This is a genomic window from Actinosynnema sp. NPDC059335 (genome assembly GCF_042752395.1).
Lineage (GTDB): Bacteria > Actinomycetota > Actinomycetes > Mycobacteriales > Pseudonocardiaceae > Actinosynnema.
Map to the genome: position 1 here is coordinate 1 of NZ_JBHYXZ010000058.1, position 5,973 is coordinate 5,973.

Genomic DNA, 5,973 nt, shown 5'->3' on the forward strand with positions numbered 1-5,973 from the left:
CGGCGCCCCCCACCCGCCCGGCGCTCAGCGCCCCCGGCCACCCCCGCCCCACACCCGCACCCCCCCCCCCCCCCCGGCCCGCCCCCGCCGCCGCCCCCCCCCCGGCCCCCCGCCCCCGGACGGGTACGACGTTCAGGAGTGGATTCACACACCATCGGGGGCTCAAACCCGTGGTGCTCGCCCGATCGCGCCACGAGGCGCGGGCCGGGGTCGATCGTCACCCGGAAACCGGTGGGGGCGAGCCACCTCGCCGAACGGGTCGAACCCCCGTCGCGGGTCACCTCCCTGTCGAGTCCGAACTGCCACACCGGCCACGCGGCACGGCGGAGGAGACCGCTCGCGGGGGTGCACCCGGTGCGGCGGCGGGGCCGGGCGGCCGGTGTCGCGGCCGGCGAGCCGGTCGGGGCCGCGGCGCTCCCGCGGCGGCCGCCGCGCCGCCGGCCGGGGACGGTCCGCGACGCCGAAGTTGGCGGCCACGATCGCGTCGAACTCGGCCTCGACCCAGCCCTGGTCCGCCAGGACCAGGTCGGCGAAGCCGACCGCGCCGAGCACACCGTTCACGTCGATCACTCCCGGGCCACGTTCACCAGGTCATTGACCGATATACCTTTCTTATAGCCGCCACTGTAAGTTGTGTCAAGCAGTCACTACCAGAGGACGGAGCCGCCCGTCGTGGCCCTGCACGAACTCGACGACGTGGACTTCCCGGCTTACTCGATCGGCCAGGCGGCCGACCTGCTCGGCGTGCGGCAGGCGTTCCTGCGCAGCCTGGACACCGCCGAGCTGGTCCGCCCGCACCGCTCCTCGGCCGGGCACCGCCGCTACAGCCGCCGGCAGCTCGAACTCGCGCACCGGGCGCGGGCGCTGTTCGACCAGGGCCACTCCCTGGCCGCGACCACGCGCATCCTGGAGCTGGAGGACGCGCTGGCCGCCGCACGCGCCGAGGTGGACCGGCTCAGGAGCCGGCTGGACGCGTGCGGCGAACCCGCCGCGCCGGCGTGACGCCGCCCGATCGCACGGCCACGTGTCGGGCGGCCTGCTCGCCGAACCGGACACCCGCTCGCCGGGCTGAGCGGACACGCCCCGCCGGACGAGCCACCCTCGCCGGACCAGGCGGACACGCCCCGCCGAACCAGCCGCCCTCGCCGAACCAGGCGGACACGCCAGACGAGGTGGACACGCCTCGCCGGATGGACCGCCCCCCGCCGGACGAGCCGCCCTCCCCGAACGGACCGGACGCCGTGCCCCACGCCGAGCGGCACGGCGTCCGCGCACCACCCCGAGGACCGGGGCCGGGCGTCAGGTGGTCCAGTCGGCGGACAGGCCGGACACCGCGACCTTCTCCCCCGTCGCGCTGATGTGCGCGGTCTCGTCGCCGAGCCGCAGGTCGGTCAACGTCAGCTCGCCCCACCGCGAGGGCAGGTGCGGCCGGGTGGTCAACGTCCGCCGGGGCACGTGCGGCTCCAGCCCGAGGCACGCCCGGACCAGCAGCAGCGGCGACGCGCTGGCCCACGCCTGCGGCGAGCACGACGTCGGGTAGGGCACGGGCGGGCTGAAGTCGTCGCGCGCGAAGCCGCAGTACAGCTCCGGGAGGCGTCCGCCGAACGAGGCGGCGGCGTCCAGCAGGCCGTCCGCCAGCCGGTGCGCGAGGTCCACCGCGCCCGGCAGGTGGGCGTAGCGCAGCAGCCCGGCCACCGCGATGGCGGTGTCGTGCGGCCACACGGACCCGTTGTGGTAGCTCATCGGGTTGTACGCGCCCATCGAGGACGCGAGCGTGCGCAGGCCGTACCCGGTGTCCATGTCGGGCTCGGCCAGCCGCCGGATCAGCACGGCCGCGTGCTCGTCGGTGGCGATCCCGGTCCACAGGCAGTGGGCGGTGTTGCTGGTCAGCGCGTCCACCCGCTCCTTGCGCCCGTCGAGCGCGACGGCGTACCAGCCGCGGTCGGGCAGCCAGAACGCCTCGGCGAACCGCTGCCGCAGCTCCTCGGCGCGGGCGCGCAGGCGGGCGGCGGTCGCCTCGTCGCCGAAGCCCTCGGCCAGCTCGGCCCGCGCCAGGAACGCCGCGTACACGTACCCCTGGACCTCGCACAACGCGATCGACGGGAGGGCGGGGCGGCCGGACGCGTCGTTGACGCCGTCGAAGCTGTCCTTCCAGCCCTGGTTGACCAGGCCGCGGTCGGTGGCGCGGCGGTACTCCACGAACCCGTCGCCGTCGCGGTCGCCGTACCGGTCGACCCACGCGAGCGCGGCGTCGGCGGCGGGCAGCAGCGAGCGCACCACGGCCGGGTCCGCGCCCCACCGCCAGCACTCGGCCAGCAGCATCACGAACAGCGGCGTGGCGTCGACCGTGCCGTAGTAGTGGTTGCCGCCCAGCACGGCCGTGCTGTCCGGGCCGAGCCGCAGTTCGTGCAGGACGCGTCCGGGCTCCTCCTCGGTCAGCGGGTCGACCACCTTGCCCTGCGTCTCGGCCAGGGTCTGCAACGTGCCCAGCGCCAGGCCGACGTCCAAGGGCAGCGCCATCCACGCGGTGAGCAGGCTGTCGCGGCCGAACAGGGTCATGAACCACGGCGCGCCGGCGGCGACGAACGGCCTGCCGTCGCGGGCCGGGTCGTGGATCTGGAGCGCGCCGAGGTCGCCCTCCGTGCGGCGCAGCACCCCCGTCAGCACCGGGTCGCTCGCGGTGACCAGCGTGCTGGCCGCGCGCCACGCCCGGATCTTGCGCGCCGGCCCGCTGGCCTCGATCCGCTCGCCCCGGTGGAACTGCGGTTGCACCGGCCGGCCCGCCACGGTGGGCTGCACGACCACCTCCGTGGACCACCGGCCGCCCGCGGGCACGACCACGTGCCAGCTCAGCGCGCCGGGCAGGACCACGGGTTCCGAGGTGGCGGTGAACGACACCCCGCGCGAGCCGTCCTTGCGGTCCCGCAGCACGAGTTCGGGGCCGGTGGCGGTGGCGTCGGAGCCGCCGTGCGCGGACCGGCCCTCCTTGACCGCGAACAGGTCGGCGAAGTCGGCGTCCACGTGCAGCTCCAGCCGCACGGCGGTGGCCTCGCGGCCGAGGTTGTCGACGGTGATCGTCTCGCGCATGCCGTCGCCGACGAGCCGTTCGCGCACCAGCAGCAGGGTGCTGTCGGCCAGGCCCGGCGCCGGCGGGCGGCGCAGCACGAACCGCGCCGCGAACGCCTCGGGGTGCGACACCGACAGCGGGTGCGGCGCGCGGCCGTCCAGCCGGAGCTGCCACCGCGACAGCACGCGCGCGTCGCGGAAGAACAGCCCGTGCGGTGTGCCCGGCTCGATGTCGCCGGTGCCGGTGGACAGGCAGAACGTGCTGCCCTCGACCAGGGTCGTGGTGCCGCCGACGTCGCCCGCGAACGCCGGTTCGCCCGAGTTGAGCGGGTCCGGTGGCAGCTCGGCGGTCACGCGCGGTCCCCCGAGGCGTGCAGGGCGGGCCCGCCGTCGACGTTGCGCTCGTAGACCCGGTCGAGCGCCGAGTCCAGCGCGGCGTAGTCGCGGCGCAGCGCGGTGAGCGAGCCGTCGGCGGACGCGCCGGCGACGACCTCGCGGTAGGCGGCCTCGTAGCCCGCGCCCAGGGCGTCCACGTCGAAGTGGGCGGCGACGTGCGCCCGGCAGGCCGCCGGGTCCAGCTCGCGCACGTCGTGCAGCGCGGCCACCAGCTCCTCGGGGTCGTCCCGCACCAACCCGGTCACGCCGTCCACCACCACCTCCGGCACCGCTCCGGCGCGCAACGCCACCACCGGCGTGCCGCAGGCCATCGCCTCGATCATCACCATGCCGAAGGGCTCTTCCCAACGGATCGGGAACAGAAGACACCGGGCGGCGGACAGCAGCTTGCGCTTTTCGGTCGCGTCGGCGACGCCGAAGACGTGGTCGTGCTCGGTCAGCCGGGGCCGGACCTCGGCCTCGAAGTACTCCTTCTCGATCGGCTCGGAGCACTTGCCCGCCAGCACGAGCGGGACGCCGGCGGCGTGCGCGGCCTCCAGCGCCAGGTGCGGGGCCTTGTCCGGGTGGAAGCGGCCGAGGAACAGCGCGTAGTCCTCCTTGCGCGCGCGGAACGGCCAGTCGCGCAGGCGCAGCGCGTTGTGCACGGTGCCGACCCAGTTCAGCTCGGGGGCCAGCTCGCGCTGCCGGTCGCTGATCGCGACCAGGCCGACGTCCCGGCCGAGTTCCCGGTAGTAGCGGCGCATGTCGGTGTCGACGGGCCCGTGCACGGTGGCCACGGTCGGCACGCCCAGCGCGGCGTACGCGGGCGCGTTGAGCGGCCCGGCGAGGGTGTGGTCGTGCACGACGTCCAGCCCGCCCGCGGCCACGAGCCGCTCGACCTCCCGGCGGACCGCGGCGGCGTGCACGACTTCGGGGAACGGCTCGCCGAGGCGTTCGGGGACCGTGCGGTCCCACACGGGGACGAAGGCGGCCTTGGTGCCGGGCTCCCCCGCGCCCAGCAGGGTCACCGAGTGGCCGCGGGCCACGAGCGAGTCGGCGAGGTCCGCGACGACGGCCTCCACACCGCCGTACGCCTTGGGCGGGACGTCGAAGTACGGTGGGACCACGAGCGCGACGCGCAACCGGTCGCGGACGGCCTGGCGGGAAAGCGTTGCGGCGGAAGGCAAGCTGCTCAAGTCGACCTCCGATCGGGCAGGGCTGACGACTGTTGGCACTCTTCGCCCCAGAGTGCTAACAAAGATCGTGGGCGGTGCGCAACATCCGCCGCGACGAACATGACTTCGATCACGGGAGGTGCTGCGGGCAATGGCGGTGGACGGGGACCTGGTGCCCTTGCGGTCCGATTTCGACGTGGTGTGGCGGGGTTACGACCGCGCCCAGGTGCGGCGCTACGTGGAGGGCGCCGAGGGCGAGCTGCGCGTGCTGGCGGTCGACCGCGACGCGGCCGAGGCCCGCGCCGACGACCTGGCCCGCCAGCTCGAGACCGCCCGCGCGGAGATCCGCGTGCTGCGCGAGCACATCGACCGGATCAGCCGCACGCCGATCGATCCCGAAGCGCTGACCGCGCGGCTGCGGCGGATGGCCGAGCTGGCGAACGAGGAGGCGGCCGAGATCACCGCGCGGGCGCGGGCCGTCGCCGACAGCCACTGGGCCACGGCGGAACGGGCCGCGACGCGGGTGCGCGAGCGGTCGGAACGGCTCGTCGCCGAGCTGGACGCCCGGCGGCGGGAGGCCGAGGCCGAGCACCGGACGCTCATGCGGGAGGCCGGCGAGCGGCTGCTGGCCGCGACGCGGCAGGCCGAGCAGCGGCGGCGTGAGCTGGACGAGCGGGCGGCGGCGTTGCGCGAGGAGGTCCGGGTCGACTTCGAGCTGGCGATGAACGCGCGGCGGGCCGAGTCGCTGGAGGCGATGGCCGCGGAGGAGGCCGCCGCCCGGGCGCGGGCGGACCGGCTGGTGCGCGAGGCCCAGGAGCACGCGCGGCGGATCGTGGCCGAGGCGCGGCAGCGGGTGGACGAGCTGCGCGACCGGCGCGACCGCATCGCCGCCGGACTGCGAGGCGCGCGCGAGCTGCTGGCCGAGGCGGACCCGCTGCTGCACGCGCCGCTGGAGGACATCCCGGCGCAGCGCACCGGCCCCGCGGCGGACGGCCCCGCACCGGACGGCGCGGTGGCGGCGCTCGACACCGCGGTGGTGCTCGAAGAGGCGGTGACGCTGGAAGACGCGGTGCGGGAGGGCGCGACGCCACCGGCGGACGCGGTGCTGGGGAACGCGGTGCGGGAGAGCACGGCGGTGCTGACGGGCGCGGTGCTCGAACGGGCGGCGGTGCGGGGAGGCGCGGTGGAGCCCGTGTGACCCCGGCCCGCGCCGACTCCCCGGCCACCGGCGGAACGGCGGGGGGGGGGGCCCGGGGGGGGGGGGGCCCGCCGGCGCGGGGGGGGGGGGGGGGGGGGGGTGGGGGGGGGGGGGGGGCCGGCGGCGGAGGCTGTGGGGCGGAGCCCGGGGGCGCGGGGT

Annotated in this window: 4 protein-coding genes; 2 read left to right on the forward strand and 2 right to left on the reverse strand. The window is 76.4% G+C overall.

All coding sequences use genetic code 11. The features are described from left to right. Window positions 1-672: 672 nt before the first annotated feature. Window positions 673-1,002 (forward strand): MerR family transcriptional regulator, encoded by a 330-nt coding sequence (locus ACFXGA_RS19485; protein ID WP_378089742.1) that lies wholly within the window; start codon window positions 673-675, stop codon window positions 1,000-1,002. A gap of 297 nt (window positions 1,003-1,299) precedes the next feature. On the opposite strand, the gene ACFXGA_RS19490 is transcribed toward ACFXGA_RS19485, so the two are convergent. Together ACFXGA_RS19490 and ACFXGA_RS19495 are read right to left on the reverse strand one after the other, a co-directional pair. Next, window positions 1,300-3,420 carry a glycogen debranching N-terminal domain-containing protein gene (locus tag ACFXGA_RS19490; protein WP_378089744.1) on the reverse strand — a complete coding sequence of 707 codons (2,121 nt, stop codon included), beginning with the start codon at window positions 3,418-3,420 and terminating at the stop codon, window positions 1,300-1,302. Next, a complete protein-coding gene (locus ACFXGA_RS19495) occupies window positions 3,417-4,637 on the reverse strand; it encodes a glycosyltransferase family 4 protein (RefSeq protein ID WP_378089746.1) in 1,221 nt (406 codons plus the stop codon). The genes ACFXGA_RS19490 and ACFXGA_RS19495 overlap by 4 nt, the downstream gene beginning before the upstream one ends. A gap of 130 nt (window positions 4,638-4,767) precedes the next feature. Here ACFXGA_RS19495 and ACFXGA_RS19500 point away from each other — a divergent pair, with 130 nt between their 5' ends. Then, window positions 4,768-5,814 carry a cellulose-binding protein gene (locus ACFXGA_RS19500; protein WP_378089748.1) on the forward strand — a complete coding sequence of 349 codons (1,047 nt, stop codon included), beginning with the start codon at window positions 4,768-4,770 and terminating at the stop codon, window positions 5,812-5,814. Window positions 5,815-5,973: the final 159 nt, after the last annotated feature.